Genomic DNA, 16,501 nt, shown 5'->3' on the forward strand with positions numbered 1-16,501 from the left:
ATATGGCGCCCCGCCCGCGAGTCTTTCTTTTTCTGCAGGGCCCGCCCGGCCCGTTCTTCGAACGTCTCGGCACGACGCTCGCCGCCGCTGGATACGGCGTGCATCGCATCAACTTCAACGGTGGCGATCGCCGGTCCTGGCCGAACGGAGCGACCGATTATCGCGGCTCGCTGGACCGCTGGCCGCGCTTTTTCGAGGATTTCGTTCAGGCGAACGACGTAACCGACCTTGTGTTGTTCGGCGACTGCCGTCCGCTCCATAGCGCTGCGCACGGCATCGCAAAGCTGAACCACCTGCGTATCCATGTGTTTGAGGAAGGCTATATCCGGCCGGATTGGGTCACCCTCGAACTGGACGGCGTGAACGGCAATTCGACACTTTCGAAGGATCCCGAGTGGTATCTGGAAGCGGCCCGCACATTGCCGCCGCTGCCGACCTACCCCGGCGTCGCCTCCAGTTTCCGGCGTCGCGCCGGCGAAGCGGTATCCTACTATACACAGGGGGTGCTGCAGACCTGGCGGTTTCCACACTACCGGTCGCACCGCGAAGGTAGCGTCATTGTCGAGGGACTCGGTTGGCTCCGGCGATTGAGTGGCAACGCGAAGGCACGTGAACGTGCCGCACGTATCCTGGCCAGCATCGGCGAAAGACCCTATTTCGTTTTCCCGCTCCAGTTGAATTCGGATCATCAGATCCGGATCCATTCTCCGTTCGGTAACATGGGCGTGGCGATGGATTATGTGATCGAAAGTTTCGCGCGCGCCGCGCCCGCGGACAGCGTGCTGGTTATAAAGCAGCACCCACTCGACAATGGTCTTATCAACTGGCGGAAACAGGCGACGGCCAGCGCGCGCCGGTTAGGTCTCGGTGACCGGCTACTGTTCCTTGAAGACGGCGACATCGCGAAGATCGTCGATCGCGCGCAGGGTGTCGTGACAATCAACAGTACGACCGGCACCTTGTCGCTTGGCGTTGGTATTCCGACAATCGTTCTCGGACACGCCGTGTACAGCGTTCCCGGTATCACGCATCAAGGCCCACTCGACGGCTTTTGGCAGGCGCCTTGCCCGCCGTCCCCGGTCATATGGGACGCCTTCTGCCGGGTCCTGCTCGATCGTTGCCTCGTGCGCGGCGGTTTTCTCAGTGAAGAGGGATTGAGTCTTCTGATCGACGGATCGGTCAAACGCCTGACCCGGCGGACGATGGCGAATGCCGTGACGGTCGAACCGGCCACGCTGGCGCGCTGAACGGCTGGTATCTCCCAAACTCATGCAACCGCCTGTCATTCTCGATATCTCCCGGCTCATATCCCGCGTGCTTCACCCGACACCGACCGGGGTCGACCGCGTGGAAATGGCCTATGCCAGGGGTCTTCACGCTGCATTGGGAGAGCGTCTGCGCTTTGCGGCGGTTCACCCGGCCGGACATTACGGCCGCCTGAATGCGTCCGCGGTGCTGCGCTTTCTCGACCAGACGGAGGATCGCTGGGAAAATCACGGTATCAGGTTCATGCGGTCGTCGCGGCAATTCGCGTTCCGTGCGATGGCTGCGCTGCATGCGTTCGAACGCCCGCCGGCTGATACGGGCGAACGGCGGATTTATGTCCAGTCCTCGCCGCATCACCTGACGCGGCCCGATTTCGTGGGCCGGATCCTGAAGCGCGAGAATGCGCGCTTTATCTGCCTCGTTCACGATCTTATTCCATTGGAGTTTCCGGAATATGCCCGTTCGGACGGTGCCGGGCTTCACCGCGTCAGGATCGAGACTATAATTCGTCATGCAGCGGGTATCATCGCCAACTCGCACGCGACTCTGGCTTCGCTGCAGCCCTGGATAACGGCCTCGGGTCGCACACCACTCGTCTCGGTCGCCCATCTTGGTACGCATGATGCGGCATCCGCGTGTTCGACGGCGGTCCCGTCTTCGGACCGCCCGTATTTCGTGTCGATCGGCACGATCGAACCACGCAAAAATCATCTTTTGCTGCTCAATATTTGGCGCAGACTATCGAATCTGCACGGTTCGAATGCAGTTCCGAAACTCGTACTGATCGGTCGGCGGGGGTGGGAAAATGAGCAGGTCGTGGACATGCTTGAAAGATGTCCGTCGTTGCGAGGATGTGTGGATGAGCGTGCCGGGCTGTCGGATGCGGAAACCCGCCAGATCCTTGCCGGTGCGCGGGCCCTGCTCATGCCTTCTTTTGCGGAAGGCTATGGAATGCCGGTTACGGAAGCGTTGGACCTGAACGTTCCGGTCCTGTGCAGCGATCTGAGCGCCCTTCGGGAAGCGGGCGGTGATGTGCCCTATTTCATTGATCCGCTCGACGGTCCGGCGTGGGCCCGGGCTATCATCGATCTCGCCGCACCGGATAGTACGCTTCGCGTCCGCCATGACCAGAACATCGGTAGCTGGGAACGACCGCACTGGTCGGACCATATCCGCAAGGTCACGAACCTGATCGACCAAGTCGCGACACGCGACTAACGGGCGCTCGCGACAATGTCGGCCGGCACGACCTGAACGCGACAGCCTCCGAAGTCCGACCGAACCAGATCTTCGAAGACCATCCCAAATCCAGGGCAGCGGAGTGCCCTCTTCGCAAGGGCGCAATTATTGATTAATATTCCGCAAGAATGCCGCGCAGATAGCGCCCGTAATCCGCCTTGCCGAGCCTGGCTATCGCGCGCTCCATTTGCGATGCGTCAATAAACCCCTGCCGGAAGGCGATTTCTTCGGGGCTAGCGATCTTGAACCCTTGGCGCTTCTCCAATATGCGAACATATTCCGCTGCGTCGAGCAAGCTGTCAGGCGTGCCGGTGTCAAGCCATGCGTAACCACGACCCATAATTTCAACGGAGAGCTCGCCACGCTCGAGATACACGCAATTCACGTCTGTTATTTCTAGTTCTCCGCGCGGAGAAGGCTTGAGATTAGCCGCGATATCGACCACGCGCTCGTCATAGAAATACAGTCCCGTGACCGCCCAGTTGGATTGTGGCTTCTCGGGTTTCTCTTCGATCGATACCGCTTTCATGCTTTCGTCAAAAGCAACTACGCCATATCGCTCCGGATCGGTGACATGATATGCAAAAACGCTGGCGCCGTCCGTACGCGAACTGGCACTTGCCAGCAGTTCCGGCAGGCCATGGCCGTAATAGATATTGTCACCCAGAATAAGCGCGGATTTCTGGGATGCGACGAAGTCGGCGCCGATGATATACGCCTGAGCCAATCCGTCGGGGCTCGGCTGGACGGCATATTCAAAGGACATGCCCCACTGCGATCCATCGCCCAGCAATGCCTGAAACGCGGGAATGTCTCGCGGCGTCGAAATTATCAGTACTTCACGAATACCCGCCAGCATCAACGTACTGAGAGGATAGTAGATCATTGGCTTGTCATAGACAGACATAAGCTGCTTGGATGTCGCCAATGTCATCGGGTAAAGCCGAGTGCCGCTACCGCCTGCGAGAATGATGCCCTTCACGTGTTCTATTTCCTTTTTTGGAAAACTGGGGAGTCTGTCCCGGCCGACACGGATGGCACAAGCCGCGCGATCACGGTGGCAAGCGCGTCGTGCCAGTGAGGCAGGACGATATCGTGAACCCGCGCGATTTTGCCGCAATCGAGCCGGGAGTTCGGCGGGCGGGTTGCCGGAGTAGGATAGTCCGTCGTGCCGATGTGTCGTACTCGAGCAGATGCGCCCCCGCGGCGTGCCGATACGTCGAAGACATGCTCTGCGAATTCGGCCCAGCTGGCCTCGCCACGCGCGGTCATGTGGAACACCCCGCGCAAGGCCGGATCCGGATTCGTGGTGAGGTTGGAGACAATCGTCAGGACCGCGTCCGCAATGTCGAGCGCGCTGGTCGGATTACCGACCTGGTCGGCGACGACGCCGATTTCGTCCCGGTCCGCGGCGAGACGCAACATCGTCTTGACGAAGTTGGCACCAAACGGACTGTAGACCCAAGCGACGCGCAGGATGATGCTGTTTGCACCGAACATTTCCAAAACCGCGGCTTCACCGGCGAGCTTTGAAGCTCCATATACCCCAGTCGGCCCGACCGGATCGCCTTCGACATACGGCCGGTCGAGCAGGCCATCGAACACATAATCTGTCGAAATATGAACAAGCGGCACACCCAGCATTTTGGCTGCCGCGGCCACCGCGCCGGCGCCGGCGCCGTTTATCGCATGGGCCAGATCCGGTTCGGACTCGGCCTTGTCGACCGCTGTGTACCCGGCGGCAGATACCACTGCGTCCGCCGCGCTCGTCCCCAACGCCGCAGCGACAGAAGCCGGGTCGGCAAGATCGAGTTCAGGCCTGCCGAGCGCGACCATTTCGTGGCCGGCGGCCGTTCCCCGCTCGATCAAGGCGGTCACCACCTGCCCGACCTTGCCGGTCACGACAATTCTCATACGGGCGCCTTCGACGTGGAAAGGCCAAGCCGCTCTCCATCATACTTGTCTCGCAGGGGACGCCACCACCACTCGTTCGCCAAATACCAGCTCACGGTCTTTTCTATGCCGGTTTCGAAGGTTTCCTGCGCCCGCCAGCCGAGTTCGGTTTCCAGCTTCGTCGCGTCGATGGCGTAGCGCGCATCATGACCCGGGCGATCGACCACAAACTCGATCAGAGTCTCGCGTGGGGCCTCACCTGGGACGAGGTCATCCAGAACCGTGCAGATACGACGCACGACATCGATATTGCGGCGCTCGTTGCGACCGCCGACATTGTACGTCTCACCCACGCGCCCATGTTCCGCGATGATATCGAGCGCTCGGGCATGGTCGTCCACGAAAAGCCAGTCGCGAACATTGTCGCCTGCGCCGTAGATCGGAAGGGGGCGTCCGGAGAGCGCGTTAAGGATGGTGAGCGGAATCAGCTTTTCGGGAAAATGATAGGGGCCATAGTTGTTCGAGCAATTCGAAACGACCACGGGGAGGCCGTAGGTTCGCTCCCACGCTTTGGCCAAATGGTCGGAAGCCGCCTTGGTTGCTGAGTAAGGCGAACTTGGGTCATAGGGCGTGGTTTCCTCGAACAGGCCGGCCGGCCCGAGCGAGCCATAGACTTCGTCCGTCGAGACATGAAGGAAACGAAACGCCGCTTTCGCATCGTCACCGAGGGCGCTCCAGTATCGACGTGTCGCCTCCAGCAGGGTGAAGGTGCCCACTACATTGGTCTGGACGAAATCGGCCGCTCCGGTGATCGAGCGATCGACATGACTTTCTGCGGCCAAGTGCATGATCCGATCCGGCCGGAAACTGTCTATGGCATTGTCCATCGCAGCACGGTCGCAGATGTTGGCGCGCAGGAACCGGTGGTTCGCGTTTCCCTCCACTGCGCGCAGCGACGCCTCACATCCGGCATAGGTCAGAGCATCGATGGTAAGAACCTCGTAGCCCTTGTTCAGCACCAGATGGCGCACCAGCGCGGAGCCGATAAAGCCCGCTCCACCCGTTACGATCACGCGCATAGACTTACTCACTCCAGCTGAAATAGGTCGGCAGATCAGCCAGCATAGGCTGCCCGCGATCCTTGGCGGAAAGGGTTTCCGGATCCGCTATGCCGGGCCATGCTATGCCGATGGACGGATCGTTCCATGCGAGACCCTTATCGCTCCCGGCATCATAATAGTCGGTGACCTTGTAGCAGATCACGGTGTTCGCCTCGGTGGCGCAGAAGCCATGGGCGAAGCCTGGCGGGACCCACAACTGCCGACCGTTTCCCGGCGTAAGCGTTTCTCCGATCCAGTCCCCGTAGGTCGGAGAACTCTGACGAATGTCTACGGCTACATCGAAGACGGCACCTGCGGTACATCGTACCAGCTTGCCCTGCGCATGCGGCTCCGCCTGAAAATGCAAGCCGCGGACTGTGCCCACCTTTGCGCTCAGCGACTCATTGTCCTGAACGAAGACATGATGTCCGCAGTGCGCCGCAAAGACGTCCGCTCGGAACGTTTCCGCAAAATAGCCCCGCTCGTCGCCGATATGGCGCGGAATCAACACCGTCACGCCCGCAATGTCAAAGGTGACTATGTCCATGTTCTCACTCTCAAAATAAGGCAAGCGACCGCCCTGCCGTGGGCCTGTGCCACTTGGGTCACCCTGTTCATCTCAGGCGGTCGCGTCTCGACTCGACCCGATGGAAACGACAGCTTGCCCAACAGCGCGCCCACCACGTTCGTCCGTCATTACGGTCCCGTAGAGTGAATAGAACTCCACCCGGGTCGATCCGACCGTGTAGGTTTTCCGCTGCATTGCTGACTGAACTCGACATCCGGATAAGGTGACACGCCGCTTAGCATCGTGTGCTGCAAATGAACAATAGCGTCGGACGGCCCGGCCCAAGGGCCGGTTTCAAGTGGACGCCCCGATGGCCCCGTCCCCATGTGCGTCGACGCTCCGGGGAGAGGGCTGGATCGGCACCCATCCGTTGCGGCACGCTTGCACCGCGTGCCGGGTTGGCCTAGCGCAGCCGCGATGGCCGATTATCCCAACAAAGCGACCCGGTGTTTCTTTCGAACTGCGAGAGTGCGATGAGCGTCGAGCTATCCGTCCCGATCGACGCGCCAACGGAGCATCGTCGTTCCCCGTTCGCCGCATGGGTGAAAAAACGGCGCTGGTTCGTCATTTTCGTTATCGTTCCGACGATCCTCGCGGCGCTCTATTATGGCCTGTTCGCATCGGATATTTATGTGTCCGAGGCACGCTTCGTCATCAAGAGCCCCGATCAGAAACGACCGCAGCTCTCGTCACTGGCGAACCTGATCCAGACGACCGGATTGTCCAGTGGACAGGAGCAGGCAAACGAGATCCTGGAATTCGTTCGATCGCGCGACGCGCTCAGGGCCCTGGAGCAAACCGCTGGCATCCGCGCGCGGTTTACGGGCCGGGGGGATCTGCTGTCGCGCTTTCCAGGTCCTTTCCAGGACAATTCGTTCGAGAATCTGTACAAATATTATTCGAAAATGGTCGATGCGCGCCTCGACACCGAGAGCGGAACCGCAATCCTGACGGCGAAGGCTTTCACCCCTCAGGACGCCTACGCGATCAATCGCAACCTGCTGAATATCAGCGAAGCGATGGTAAATCGCCTTAACATGCGCGCGCAGAACAGGGCGATTACCGAGGCCCAGCGGCAGGTAGACTTGGCTCGGGTGCGGGCGAAACAGGCTCGCGTCGCTTTGGCTGGCTATCGAAACGCCCAGCAACTCATCGATCCTGCAAAGCAGGCGGTGGGGGTAATCGAAATTTCGAATGGCCTCATTGCGACCCGCGCCACTTTACAGGCACAGCTCGACCTCATGCGGCGCGCCGCGCCCCAGAACCCTGCGATTCCGACGCTACGCAACCAGATCAACGCGCTATCGGTGCAGATTGCGTCGCAGGACGGTCGGGTTGTTGGCTCGAATGGCGGCATAGCTTCGAAGCTCGGCGGCTACGAAGGCCTGTTTGTCGAGCAGGAGTTCGCGACCGAGAGCCTTAACGTAGCGAGCGCAGCGCTAGTACAGGCCCGTAACGATGCGCAGCGGCAGCAATTCTACCTGGAGCGTATCGTCGATGCGAACCAACCGGACATGCCGCTGCTTCCGCGTCGAATGCTCAGCATCATCGTGGTCGCGGCAGTCCTGACCTGTCTGTATTTCATCGGCTGGATGCTCATCGTTGGCATTCTAGAGCACGCCCCGGAAGATTGAGGATGGCCGAGGACACCTTGAGGCGATTTAGGGAAGGTTGGCGTATTCAAGGGCGCGTTATCCATGCGCTAATGATACGCGAACTTCACACCCGGTTCGGTCGGGAGAACATCGGCTTCCTGTGGATCATGGTGGAGCCGTTGCTGTTCGCCGGACTGGTCGCGACGATCTGGCGCTTCATGAAGGGACCTGAGGAGCATGGCATAGGCATCATCGCCTTCGTCATCACAGGCTATATTCCGATTACGTTGTTCCGGCATGGTGTCTCACGCAGCGTCAGTGTCTTCATTGCCAACAGCAGCTTGATGTATCACCGTCAGGTGAAAGTTCTCGACTTCATCTTCGTGCGGTTTCTTATCGAATTGATCGGCAGCATGATGGCGTACGTATTCATCGCAAGCATCCTTGTCTTGTTCGATGAATTTCCGATCCCTACCAATCCCGGACTGCTGGTTGGCGGGTTTATGCTCTATGCCTTCTTCGTCCTGTCGCTTTGCTTCATCGTAGCGCCGCTATCCGAGATGTCGGAAGTTCTTGAAAAATTCATTCCCGTGACAACATATGTGATGATCCCGTTTTCGGGACTGTTCACGATGGCCTCTTGGTTGACGCCGACGATGCGGGAGTATCTGCTCTGGTCGCCGTTCGTGAACGCTATGGAGATGATGCGAAAGGGCATTTGGGGTGATCAGATCACGGCTTACTATAACATCTGGAACCCGTTGGGCTGCTCGATCGTCGCCACTGTGATAGGTCTTGCACTATGCCGCCATGTGCGGCGGACCCTGGCCGTCGAATGATCATCTGCAACAATATCTGCAAGTCATACAGGCATGGCGCTTCGTACAAGCAGGTGCTTCGAAACGTCGACCTTGTCGTCAACCCGGGGGACCGGGTAGCGCTGCTTGGCCGCAATGGCGCCGGCAAGAGTACCTTGATCAAACTGATCGGCGGTGTCGAAATGCCGACTTCGGGAAACATCAAGCGTACGATGTCATTGTCATGGCCACTGGGTTTTGCCGGTGGCTTTCAGGGTAGCCTGACCGGATACGATAATGCCCGTTTCATTGCGCGCATCTACGATCGCGAATATAAGGAAATGAAGGCTTTCGTAGAAGACTTTACCGAGATGGGGCGGCAGCTCAGGATGCCGGTGAAGACTTATTCGTCCGGTATGCGCGCACGCTTGGCGTTTGCACTTTCGTTGGCGATCGAATTCGATTGCTACCTGATCGATGAAATCATTCTTGTTGGCGATCAGAACTTTCAACGTAAATGCCAGTATGAGTTGTTTGAAAAGCGCAAGGATAGATCCATGATCCTTGCATCACATAGCACGGACGTTGTGCGACAATTCTGTAATCGCGCTTATGTGATCCACAACGGTCAGGCGGAAGCTTATGACGACGTCAGTCTGGCGGTGGATGTCTATACGGAGCTCTGAACGCTAGGTGAAATCCGCCGCCCGTTTTGGGGCGGCGGGCAACAAGTTCGGACTTACGCCGGGCCTTCCGTATGGCGCCCTTCGGCCATTCCATGCATGACGTAGTGACGCAGCGGATTAATGCCTGCCTCCGCGACGTCCGGATATTTTGCCAGATAGGCCTCGCCGTCGAACAGACCGTCTTTTTTGAGCATCGCAGTGATGCGGTTCGCCCGCATTGCGGGTGGCAACAGCGCGGCCCAGGCGCTTCCGCGCGAATTTAGCCGCGCATACAGTCGCCGAAACCAGTTCAGGTCGCGGTCCTTGCGTATGACGGCATCCTCCAGGGCGCGGATCTTGCGAGCCTGCTGCTTGTTTTCCGCCTTCAGCCCCTCCAGCTGCTCGACGGCCCGCGCGGCCGTACCGTGATACTCCAGCGCGTCGACCCGCAATGCCGCCAGGCTTTCGGTCAGATGGGCGATACTGGTTTGCGCGTTCTGATCGACCGGACGACCTTCCTCAATCCGCTGCAGAAGCATTTGTATATCTTTGTGCAACGCCGATTTCTGCTCGGTCAGCATCGTGACGGCACTACGCAACGCATCCGTTTCTGCGCTGGACGTCAGGGTCGATTGCGCGACCTTTCGAAGCAGAGCAGCAACCCCGGAAAGCGGATGCCGTTCGAGTCCGCCGTCCGCATCCCACTCACGAGTCAAGTCTTCCACTTGCCTGTGAAGCAGGGCTGGCACGGTCTCGATCTGATCGAGCCGCGCCAGTCCAGCCAGTATGCGATCGTTCTCGGCGTTCCGGCTAGGCGCCACGGCCGGCTTGGACCTCAGCGCCGCGTCCATCTTGCCGATCGTTCGCGTCGCCCGTTCCAGTTTCGACTGAACCGCGGCGAGACGGTCTTCCAGCGCGCGACGCTCGCCCGCCAGGCTGAAGACCCATCGATCAGCGTCTGCGAGCTTGGCCGTTACCCGTTCCTGCTCCGCATGCAGCCCATTGACCCGGTCCTGCAACTGATCGCGCTCTGCGGTCATGCGATCGGCAAGAGCCCACGCCTGCTCGATTTCCTCCTGCCGTTGCCGAAGGTTGCTTTCCAGCGTCGACAACTGACTTGCCAGTTCTCCGTCGGTCGGCGTGGTCCGATCGCCGTCCATCTCCGCCTCGGCAAACGTCGCTGAACGCCGCTCAATCTCATCATTGAGCGACTGCCGCTTCCCTTCTTCGAGTTTAAGTGCGGTCCGCAGTTGCTCCAGTTCGCCTTCTTGACCGGACAGCGTCTCGCATCGACGACCGAGTTCGTCGATCAGCGTCATATCTTCGGAAGCATCACTTTCGTTATAGACGGCGCGCGACTGCCAAGTCCGCGCATTACGTGACGGATAGCGCTGATAAACGAACGCCGTGTTCAGTGCTTCGGCACTTGGCCCTTTTCTGAAAACCGCTACGAAATCGTTCCAGACATCGTTGTGCCGGTTTCCGATGAAGCTTTCGACCAGATCGACTTCAAGCCCTTCCGCGCGGGCATGGTCCGCAAGTGCGAGGCCTGCATCCGGATAGAAGCGCCAATAATCCATCGGGTACCGGTGCACCGTGCCGTTCGAGGGGGCATTGACATAAATGTGTCCGCCAGTCCGGGCGGCCCGGCACATACGCACGAACGTGTCCCAGAACCGGGAATCATGTTCGAACACGGAAGACGCCATGACGAGGTCGAAACTTTCGTCTTCAACCGGAAAGTCGTCACCAGGCGTCAGCACGAGATCGACGGAGGGCCCCTCCTCCAGGTCGATACCCACATATCGGGTACCTGCGTGAGCGGCGTCGCGGAGGCAACCGTTTACGTTCAGCGACCCGACTTCCAGAACCGCGGCGTTCGGTAGATCGCAATATGTACGCATAACCAGCTCGCCGATGCGAAACGCAGAATCGTGCATGTAGCTCTCCGTTGCCAGCCTCTGGTCGGCCCTTCCAGACACATCGGCAATTTCCCAGCCGCTTTGCGCGATCGATCGGTGCCTTGCAAGGCTCGCTGCCGCGCCGAATGGCCGGACCGCTGCCGAAGTACTAAAACTGAAAAGCGGTCCGTCAGGACTGACGCGGTGCTGGACCACCATGGTTGAGATTCCACGCCACGGTCTCGGCCACCCCGGTCTCGAATGGCGTGAAAGTCTTCCAGCCCAAAAGCCGCTCCGCCCGGCTCGGGTCGAGAATGTTGGACGGAGTGTCGGTCGCCCGGTCCGCGATATGGGTACGCGCGATCGGTGCACCGAGGGCCGCCTCGACCGCTGCCAGTACGGCCAGAATCGAACGTCCCTGCCCGCTCCCGATATTCACGACGTCGTTCATCGGCTTGGTTTCGACCGCACGGACGATCGCATCGATCGTGTCGTCGATGTAGAGATAGTCGCGCTCGCTCAGGCCGTCGCCAAAAATGGTAAGCGGCTCGCCGTCCTTCACCTTTCGAAGGATGGTGCCGATCAACCCCTGTCCGCCCGCGCCGAGTTGCCCCGGGCCGAACGGATTGGCAACCCGGAGGATATTATATCCCATCCCGGCGTCATGCCCGAGCATGCGGAGATATTGTTCCGTGAAGAGCTTCGTAAGCCCATAGGAATTCAGCGGGAACGTCGGATGATCCTCGACGATCGGAACCGTCTGCGGGCGACCGTAAACCGTGCCCCCGGACGACAGGAACGTGAACGACTGCACCCCGGACTGGATGCAGGAGTTGATGAAATTGACATGAGGGATGAGATTGCTGTGAATGTCGGCGACGACTTTCCTGTTTCCCATCGCCGCATTTGACGAGTTAATGAGCTGGACGACATGCGTGATGCCCAGGATGCGGGTATGGGTCTGGATGTCGTCATGCAGGTCGATCAGCCGCATATCGACCGTAGCACCGAACTCCGCTTGGAAATCCAGCGGGAATTGTCGCGCAAAGCAAACGACATTGTGGCCCCGCCCAACGAGTGCACGGGTCAGATGGCGGCCGATGAAGCCATTTGCGCCAAACACACCGACTAACGTCATTTGCACCTCGGACCGATTATGATGTTCCGGACGATGTATCGCCCGAAGTTGCAACAGCCTGAATCGGTCATGTTCAAAATCCGGTGCAGGAAAAAACTATCGAATCGGATCGCCGCGCGCGGGCGACCGCGATCGTTGCGCTGGTCCGGCTGTACGACGTTTCGCGCAGTGTCGCTTCACCGCGCGTCATGTCAGATGCAAAACATGTCCAGCCATTAGGCGCGCTGTCGGATAATCCAATCACGATCGTGTTGCCGGCGCAGTCCCCGGCCAACACGAACGTCCCGGCGGTATTGCCACCCCGCTGGTCACGTACCGGACACGTGCCTCCCATGACCGGCACGGTACCTGCTGCGATTACTGCAGGCGTACGGATCGCACCCTTCTCGACACGCAGCGCAGGCGTCGTCGTTCGGCCGACCGTGACTGAAAACGCGTCGTCCGCCAATCTGACGGTACCGGCATCTGCGGCGCGTGCGGTGGCGAACAGGCGCCAGGTCTGGACACCTGCCGATCCAAACCAGGACATTCCGTAGCCGGCGGGAAACGCGATCGCCGCCGCCGCGCCGTCGCGCAGCTCAATCGAGTTGTCGCCGAATATGATCCCGGCACGATACCGTGCGCCGTTATTCAATATGGACAACGGATTGGTACAACTCTGCGCGCCGCTCGTCCCGATCCCGCAATCCAGCCTCATATTGTTGAGCAGATGCTGCGGGTTGAAATCATACGGGTCGGCGGAAGGTGCCGGACTACCTTCATTCTGTATTGAATTCTCGTCGTTGATCAGCAGTCGGAATGCGGTCTTGCCCCGCGGGACATATCCCTCGGAATAATGCGCCCAGTGGAGGTGCGGTCTATCGCTGTCGGCAACGACCAGGCTGATGCTTCCGATGACGTTTTCGGAACGCTGGCTCGTGTTGTCGCTGGACCGGGCTCCGAAAAATCCGCCATAGTTTCCCGATGTCGACAACGAATAGAGCTGCACGATCCCGGGCAGGTCGGTCCCGGGCACATAGCGATTTGCCCAAGTCAGACCCTCTCGCGCCGCTGCGCCAAACAGACCGGTCTTTGCCCCTACCGTGTTCGCGATCATGATGCTGGCCGGATCGTACCGTGCCTGATCACTGGGTGCCGAAATGCGCGGATACAGGTCCGAACCGATCATGACCGTGCGCCTATCCAGGGAAACCGACGGAATGGCCGCCGAAACGGCCTTCACGCCAGCCGTTTGAGCATGAACCCCCTGTCCGGCAACGACTTCTGTCGCGAGCAGCGCGCCGCACACGACGGCCGATTGCCACCGCGGACGCGGGCCCGTGATCGGCTTGCCGCCGTCCGTCGATCTGATCGTCATGCCGCTCGCGCTCCTCATCGGCTGCCTACCCCCGCAACTACCCTGCAACCCATCACTTCGCCAGTTACCCGCGGAGGCCGCCCGGCTGTCCAGCCCTGCCGGGATGCCACGCACGGATTGAAAATCGTGTGATTTGCTGCCAGTTACGCGGCAAGTCGGGTTTTCGGGTGACCCGCCTCGCCTTATCGAGTCATGGGGATTTAGAACAGATATGGATTTCGATAAGGGCGAAACCGATTGGGGCTGGTCCAAACTGGATGCCGCTCAACGCGGGATGGTGCACCAAGGATTTGATTTTGGCTATTATGCTAAATGCAATCCCGATATTCCGACAGAGAATGTCGACCTGTTTAGACATTACATTACGGAGGGATGGCGACAGGGTCGGAATCCGAATACATCATTCCAGACGATTGAGTATATACTGAAGCATCCCGAACTTTTGGGCTCGGGGTTGCATCCATTCTTCCATCACCTCTTCCCCGACGCGTTCGCCGGCGAAACGCGCGACGAGGCGGCCCCGACGCCGGCCGAGGCCTCAGCGGCATCGAAGCTTCCCGCAATCGACTTTCCGGCACTCGCCGGTTCCATCGGTTCGGGTTCGGGCGGGGAAACGACTGCAAATCTGGCGGCGATCAGACCGCTCAGCGTCGACGAAGCCTTCCATGGTTTGTCCGAGGGAGACATTGCTCGACTACGTACCGAATTCGATAGCGCCTATTATCTAGCGGAAAATCCGGAAGTACGAATTTCGGGGGTCGAACCGTTTACGCATTACATGACTGTCGGGTGGCTGGAACGTCGAAACCCAAGCCCGGATTTCTCGACAAAATTCTATCTCGATCTTTATACGGACATTGCAAATTCGGGAATGAACCCGTTTGTTCATTGGGCACTACACGGCAAGAAAGAGCTTCGCGCATCCATATCGTTCCGTGTAAAAATGGCGCGGAAGCAGTATGCGCCAAAAGTTTCAGCGCTGGTTCCCAACTATAATCACGGTCGGTTCCTGGCGCAACGTCTCGACTCGATATTGAACCAGACCTACCCGGATATCGAAATCACCGTCCTGGACGATTGCTCCAGCGACAATAGTCGTGAAGTCATCGACGAGTACGCCGCCCGTTATCCGGGCCGCATCAAGCGGATGTACAACGAAACCAATTCGGGCGGGGTTTTCAGTCAGTGGCGCAAGGGCGTGGGCAGCGCCGATGGCGAGCTTGTCTGGATCTGCGAGAGCGACGATTTCTGCGAGCCGGACTTCGTTGCAAAACTGGTCCCGTATTTTGCCGATGATACCGTCCAGATGGCATTCGGCCGGATCCTGGAAACCGATATCGAAGGGTCGCCTAACCTTTGGCTGGACACGTACCGGGAGCATGCCGAAGCGGGGATATGGGACACGCCCCTCGTTCGTCCTGCAGCGGACTGGTTCGCCCATGGCTTCGGCGTCAGCAACCTGATCGCGAATGTCGGCGGCTGCCTTTTCCGGCGCGCACCCGTATCTCTGGCCGTCTGGCAGCAGGCAGCCAGCTACCGGGTCGTCGGCGACTGGTATCTGTATCTGCAGATTGCAGCCGGCGGCCAGATCGCCTGGGATCCGGAAGCAATATCCTACTTCAGGCGTCATGGACTGAACACGTCCTCCAGCTCGTTTACAGGAACGGGTTTTTATACCGAGCTCGAACGCGTAATGATCGAAATGCGCAAGACTTGGGACATTCCGCATTCGACAGTCATAAAATTCTACAACAACATTCTTGAACAATATCGTTATTTCAAACTGGAAAGCGAGCACGGCCCTCTCGACCTGCACTGTAATCTCGACAGGATGCTGGCAGTCACCCGCCAGCGCGGCCACATCCTGATTTCCATGTTGGGATTTGTACCGGGCGGCGGGGAAAGTTTCCCGATCCAGCTTGCCAACAGCCTCGTCGATGCCGGGTGGATTGTGTCGATGCTTATCTTCGTCTCGGACGAAGTGAACGTCCACATGCGCGGATCGCTCAATCCGGCAATCTCTGTCTATGATGCCGCCTGGGTTACCGAGTATGGCTGCGACCGGTTCATTCGCCAGGCTGGTATATCGTTGATCCACTCCCACACCGTTGGTGCGGAAATGCACTTCTATCACATGTGGAACTTGGATCCCGAGATTCCCTATGTCGTGACGTTGCACGGATCATATGAGGCGTCCGACATACCCTCCGAAATGATGGCGCGGATATCGCAGTCGGTCGATCACTTCGTCTACACCGCGGACAAGAATCTCGTTCCCCTGGAAAATCAGGGCATCGCACCTGATCGTTTCACGAAGATGGCAAACGCAATGCCGATCGATCCCCTGCCGTTTCCGAAAACCCGCGAAGACATGGGCATCGCACAAAATGCGGTCGTCTTCACGCTTGTCGCGCGCGGCATCAAGCGGAAAGGTTGGCGTACGGCGATCGAGGCATTCAAGCTACTTCGTCGGCGGCATCCCAACCGCCCGATGCACCTCTGCCTGGTCGGAGATGGCGACGAGCCCGATCGGCACCGCAAGACGCACGGCAACGATCCCGATATCAGCTTCCTGGGTTACCAGTCGCGGATCCACGGCCTGTACCGCATGAGCGACGTGGCAATCGTACCGACGCGATTTGCTGGGGAATCCTATCCGCTATGCATCATCCAGGCGCTCCAGGTCGGTACGCCGATCGTGGCAAGCGACGTGGGCGAGATCAGCGCCATGCTGCGAAACGATGCCGGCATCTGCGGCGGGGTGGTTATGAAGGCCGTCCGGGATACGCCGACATTCGTCACCGCATTTGCAGATGCCATGGAAGCAGTCCTTGATGATCGCCTGCGGGACGCGCTTCGCGAAGGCGCACGCGAGCTCGGCCACAAATACGACATGACGCCGCTCGTCGAGACATATGGCAGTCTGTACAGTCAGGTGATCGGCGGCGCGATCGGCGCCCCGTCCAACCCCGTCGCCTAACG

At 59.2% G+C, this 16,501-nt stretch carries 13 protein-coding genes; 6 read left to right on the forward strand and 7 right to left on the reverse strand.

Annotation, left to right across the window (positions count from 1 at the left end):
• The first annotated feature begins 2 nt into the window (after positions 1-2).
• Together BKY59_RS14030 and BKY59_RS14035 are read left to right on the forward strand one after the other, a co-directional pair.
• On the forward strand, positions 3-1,247 hold the full coding sequence (locus BKY59_RS14030) for a capsule biosynthesis protein (RefSeq protein ID WP_240500137.1): 1,245 nt from the start codon (positions 3-5) through the stop codon (positions 1,245-1,247).
• 22 nt (positions 1,248-1,269) lie between these two features.
• The gene (locus BKY59_RS14035) at positions 1,270-2,484 is read left to right on the forward strand and encodes a glycosyltransferase family 4 protein (RefSeq protein ID WP_076072685.1); all 1,215 of its coding nucleotides are present in this window, start codon (positions 1,270-1,272) and stop codon (positions 2,482-2,484) included.
• Positions 2,485-2,617: 133 nt separating this feature from the next.
• On the opposite strand, the gene rfbA is transcribed toward BKY59_RS14035, so the two are convergent.
• The 4 genes from rfbA to rfbC are packed head-to-tail and all read right to left on the reverse strand — an operon-like array spanning position 2,618 to position 6,045.
• Positions 2,618-3,487, reverse strand: a complete 870-nt coding sequence (gene rfbA / locus BKY59_RS14040) for a glucose-1-phosphate thymidylyltransferase RfbA (RefSeq protein WP_076072686.1) — start codon at positions 3,485-3,487, stop codon at positions 2,618-2,620.
• A 5-nt stretch (positions 3,488-3,492) separates the two neighbouring features.
• Positions 3,493-4,419, reverse strand: a complete 927-nt coding sequence (rfbD, locus tag BKY59_RS14045) for a dTDP-4-dehydrorhamnose reductase (protein WP_076072688.1) — start codon at positions 4,417-4,419, stop codon at positions 3,493-3,495.
• Positions 4,416-5,477, reverse strand: coding sequence for a dTDP-glucose 4,6-dehydratase (rfbB, locus tag BKY59_RS14050; RefSeq protein ID WP_076072689.1), 1,062 nt, complete (start codon positions 5,475-5,477; stop codon positions 4,416-4,418). Before rfbB ends, rfbD begins: the two co-directional genes overlap by 4 nt.
• A 4-nt stretch (positions 5,478-5,481) precedes the next feature.
• Positions 5,482-6,045 carry a dTDP-4-dehydrorhamnose 3,5-epimerase gene (gene rfbC / locus BKY59_RS14055; protein ID WP_076072691.1) on the reverse strand — a complete coding sequence of 188 codons (564 nt, stop codon included), beginning with the start codon at positions 6,043-6,045 and terminating at the stop codon, positions 5,482-5,484.
• Positions 6,046-6,539: 494 nt separating this feature from the next.
• Between rfbC and BKY59_RS14060 the strand changes: the two genes are divergently transcribed.
• The 3 genes from BKY59_RS14060 to BKY59_RS14070 are packed head-to-tail and all read left to right on the forward strand — an operon-like array spanning position 6,540 to position 9,144.
• Complete coding sequence (locus tag BKY59_RS14060) at positions 6,540-7,700, forward strand: KpsE/RkpR family capsule polysaccharide export protein (protein ID WP_076072972.1); 1,161 nt, start codon at positions 6,540-6,542, stop codon at positions 7,698-7,700.
• Positions 7,701-7,702: 2 nt separating this feature from the next.
• On the forward strand, positions 7,703-8,500 hold the full coding sequence (locus BKY59_RS14065) for an ABC transporter permease (protein WP_076072692.1): 798 nt from the start codon (positions 7,703-7,705) through the stop codon (positions 8,498-8,500).
• Entirely contained in the window at positions 8,497-9,144 is a 648-nt protein-coding gene (locus tag BKY59_RS14070) for an ABC transporter ATP-binding protein (protein ID WP_076072694.1), read from the forward strand. Before BKY59_RS14065 ends, BKY59_RS14070 begins: the two co-directional genes overlap by 4 nt.
• A gap of 53 nt (positions 9,145-9,197) precedes the next feature.
• Here the strand turns inward: BKY59_RS14070 and BKY59_RS14075 are convergent, their stop codons facing one another.
• The 3 genes from BKY59_RS14075 to BKY59_RS14085 all read right to left on the reverse strand — a co-directional run bounded on the left by BKY59_RS14075 (position 9,198) and on the right by BKY59_RS14085 (position 13,519).
• A complete protein-coding gene (locus tag BKY59_RS14075) occupies positions 9,198-11,243 on the reverse strand; it encodes a methyltransferase domain-containing protein (RefSeq protein WP_083672159.1) in 2,046 nt (681 codons plus the stop codon).
• Positions 11,215-12,162 carry an NAD-dependent epimerase/dehydratase family protein gene (locus BKY59_RS14080; protein ID WP_076072697.1) on the reverse strand — a complete coding sequence of 316 codons (948 nt, stop codon included), beginning with the start codon at positions 12,160-12,162 and terminating at the stop codon, positions 11,215-11,217. Before BKY59_RS14080 ends, BKY59_RS14075 begins: the two co-directional genes overlap by 29 nt.
• Before the next feature lie 73 nt (positions 12,163-12,235).
• Positions 12,236-13,519 carry a hypothetical protein gene (locus BKY59_RS14085; RefSeq protein ID WP_076072699.1) on the reverse strand — a complete coding sequence of 428 codons (1,284 nt, stop codon included), beginning with the start codon at positions 13,517-13,519 and terminating at the stop codon, positions 12,236-12,238.
• Between the two features lie 211 nt (positions 13,520-13,730).
• Here BKY59_RS14085 and BKY59_RS14090 point away from each other — a divergent pair, with 211 nt between their 5' ends.
• The gene (locus BKY59_RS14090; RefSeq protein WP_076072700.1) at positions 13,731-16,499 is read left to right on the forward strand and encodes a glycosyltransferase; all 2,769 of its coding nucleotides are present in this window, start codon (positions 13,731-13,733) and stop codon (positions 16,497-16,499) included.
• Positions 16,500-16,501: the final 2 nt, after the last annotated feature.

This window comes from Sphingomonas montana, assembly GCF_001956315.1.
GTDB classification, from domain to species: domain Bacteria; phylum Pseudomonadota; class Alphaproteobacteria; order Sphingomonadales; family Sphingomonadaceae; genus Sphingomonas_R; species Sphingomonas_R montana.

Bases quoted from the DNA above. Each gene is read 5' to 3' on its own strand.
- BKY59_RS14030 (WP_240500137.1), top strand. From the start codon at position 3: ATGGCGCCCCGCCCGCGAGTCTTTCTTTTTCTGCAGGGCCCGCCCGGC.
- BKY59_RS14035 (WP_076072685.1), top strand. From the start codon at position 1,270: ATGCAACCGCCTGTCATTCTCGATATCTCCCGGCTCATATCCCGCGTG.
- rfbD (WP_076072688.1), bottom strand. From the start codon at position 4,419: ATGAGAATTGTCGTGACCGGCAAGGTCGGGCAGGTGGTGACCGCCTTG.
- rfbB (WP_076072689.1), bottom strand. From the start codon at position 5,477: ATGCGCGTGATCGTAACGGGTGGAGCGGGCTTTATCGGCTCCGCGCTG.
- rfbC (WP_076072691.1), bottom strand. From the start codon at position 6,045: ATGGACATAGTCACCTTTGACATTGCGGGCGTGACGGTGTTGATTCCG.
- BKY59_RS14060 (WP_076072972.1), top strand. From the start codon at position 6,540: ATGAGCGTCGAGCTATCCGTCCCGATCGACGCGCCAACGGAGCATCGT.
- BKY59_RS14065 (WP_076072692.1), top strand. From the start codon at position 7,703: ATGGCCGAGGACACCTTGAGGCGATTTAGGGAAGGTTGGCGTATTCAA.
- BKY59_RS14070 (WP_076072694.1), top strand. From the start codon at position 8,497: ATGATCATCTGCAACAATATCTGCAAGTCATACAGGCATGGCGCTTCG.
- BKY59_RS14075 (WP_083672159.1), bottom strand. From the start codon at position 11,243: ATGGTGGTCCAGCACCGCGTCAGTCCTGACGGACCGCTTTTCAGTTTT.
- BKY59_RS14080 (WP_076072697.1), bottom strand. From the start codon at position 12,162: ATGACGTTAGTCGGTGTGTTTGGCGCAAATGGCTTCATCGGCCGCCAT.
- BKY59_RS14085 (WP_076072699.1), bottom strand. From the start codon at position 13,519: ATGACGATCAGATCGACGGACGGCGGCAAGCCGATCACGGGCCCGCGT.
- BKY59_RS14090 (WP_076072700.1), top strand. From the start codon at position 13,731: ATGGATTTCGATAAGGGCGAAACCGATTGGGGCTGGTCCAAACTGGAT.